The 1600-nt window shown below is 48.1% G+C and carries 4 protein-coding genes; 2 read left to right on the top strand and 2 right to left on the bottom strand.

Annotated elements, in window-relative coordinates; translation table 11 throughout:
- The first annotated feature begins 13 nt into the window (after window positions 1–13).
- The gene (locus FE392_RS19750) at window positions 14–370 is read left to right on the top strand and encodes a hypothetical protein (RefSeq protein WP_319931841.1); all 357 of its coding nucleotides are present in this window, start codon (window positions 14–16) and stop codon (window positions 368–370) included.
- Window positions 357–542 (top strand): hypothetical protein, encoded by a 186-nt coding sequence (locus tag FE392_RS19745; RefSeq protein ID WP_319931840.1) that lies wholly within the window; start codon window positions 357–359, stop codon window positions 540–542. Before FE392_RS19750 ends, FE392_RS19745 begins: the two co-directional genes overlap by 14 nt.
- A 26-nt stretch (window positions 543–568) precedes the next feature.
- Here the strand turns inward: FE392_RS19745 and FE392_RS19740 are convergent, their stop codons facing one another.
- Window positions 569–1165 (bottom strand): tail fiber assembly protein, encoded by a 597-nt coding sequence (locus FE392_RS19740; RefSeq protein WP_319931839.1) that lies wholly within the window; start codon window positions 1163–1165, stop codon window positions 569–571.
- On the bottom strand, window positions 1165–1600 hold a 436-nt coding region (locus tag FE392_RS19735; RefSeq protein WP_319931838.1), incomplete at its 5' end, for a phage tail protein. The genes FE392_RS19740 and FE392_RS19735, both read right to left, overlap by 1 nt.

The following is a 1600-nucleotide window of genomic DNA, read 5'->3' as shown; positions in this document are numbered from 1 at the left end:
AAACCTCGGTTTAGTGAAGGCCGTGGAGCGGATACGAGATGCACGGTTTGTGACTAAACGCGGGAGTAATGCTAACGGGGCGTGGGTGATATGGTCGGACGGGGCGATTGAGTTATCTGGTTTAGGGCATCCCGTAGCGGGGCTGGCTACAATTAACTTCCCCATAGAATTACCCGGCACCTCACAGTACATTAGCATAGCTGAATATTTAGCTTCGGATTACGGCAATGACAATACCAATGTAGTCCACGTAACATTGATTATTAGAGATACGTTGACACGAACGGGATTTCAGGCTCGCTGTCAAATGTTTGATGGGAGTATCAGCGGCAGCTCATTCTCATGGAGGTTATATTATGCGCCTTTTTAATCCTAAAACGATGACTGAGGTTTTACCCTCAATCCACGATACAACTGGCGCAATTGAGCTGCCGGATGACTGCTGGTTTTTTTGCGAACGGGAAATACCACGAGGGAAAATGTTGTCAGTTAATGAATTCGGCAAACCCATCTTGATTGATGCGCCAGACATGGCTGAATAGAAATAAGGGGCTATGTGCCCCTTTGCTTATTTCGGCTGCTCCGGCCATGTGATATCGGGGGCGGTAGAGCAATCTACGCGATTGAGCAGTACCCGATATTTGCGCCAGTCAATTAATGCGGCTTTCTCTGATCCGGTGGCAATATCTAAATCTACAGCATCCTGACAGATATCGATTTCTTCTCTGGCTGTATCTAATAATTGCCGTTTCTGAAATTCCGCCTGTTGTATTTCGTACTCCTGTTGTGCGGCAATATCTGTTATCCACTGTACGCCATCCCATTGGTCAAATTGGGTTTTAGGTGCCAATAGGACATGTTCCGGTTCTAATTCGCCAATATAGCCAATCGTCAGCGCCTGCCGTGTTCCGGTGTGATACGCTGTTTTACCGCGATGATCGGGAACATGCTCCCACGCTAGATTATCGCCAGTACGGCAAATCGCCATTCCTGCAATAGCTGTGGGCGGTTTATCTGTACACGAGTGTGCCGGGATACCTACACCAACCGCCAGATACTCCACTGTATTGGATAAATATTCTCCGGTGCCCTCAGCATAGTTATAAACAGTAACGTTCCCTGCCAGTGTAGCGATGTTATTTTTACCTAAAACAGCATTGTTCATTATACAGCCCTCACGATATAGTTAAACGCGATGTTTTGTGGTCGGATTGAAACAAAATCGACACCGTCACCTACGACGGGGCTTGGCAACGCGAATCGTGAGAACCCCGGATATCGCGATACCACACCGTCATGATTATGTATTGCATGACCAGAACCCATTGGAAAATTTCCAGCATACTCACTAAACACTGTTGATGCCTGAGTACTCAGTAGTGAACGACCATTATCTACTCCACGCCCGCCATCCCATCCTCTCAGGAATTCACCACGCAAATCGGGCAATACTCCAGACGGGTATACCTGAGCTAATTTCGGACATTCAGCCCTACTGAATGCTGAACCGTTACATTTCAGCCACCCAGCCGGAGGGGTCGCTAACGGCCACGGGACGGGTACACCAACTGGCAACTCTGTTCCCGTTAAACCGAGGTTT

This window comes from Xenorhabdus santafensis, assembly GCF_033949405.1.
Classification (GTDB): Bacteria; Pseudomonadota; Gammaproteobacteria; order Enterobacterales; family Enterobacteriaceae; genus Xenorhabdus; species Xenorhabdus santafensis.
This window is presented reverse-complemented; position numbering and strand designations above follow the sequence as displayed.

What these genes read in the sequence shown, in the direction of transcription:
- FE392_RS19745 (WP_319931840.1), top strand. Translation starts at nt 357, where the DNA reads ATGCGCCTTTTTAATCCTAAAACGATGACTGAGGTTTTACCCTCAATC.
- FE392_RS19740 (WP_319931839.1), bottom strand. Translation starts at nt 1,165, where the DNA reads ATGAACAATGCTGTTTTAGGTAAAAATAACATCGCTACACTGGCAGGG.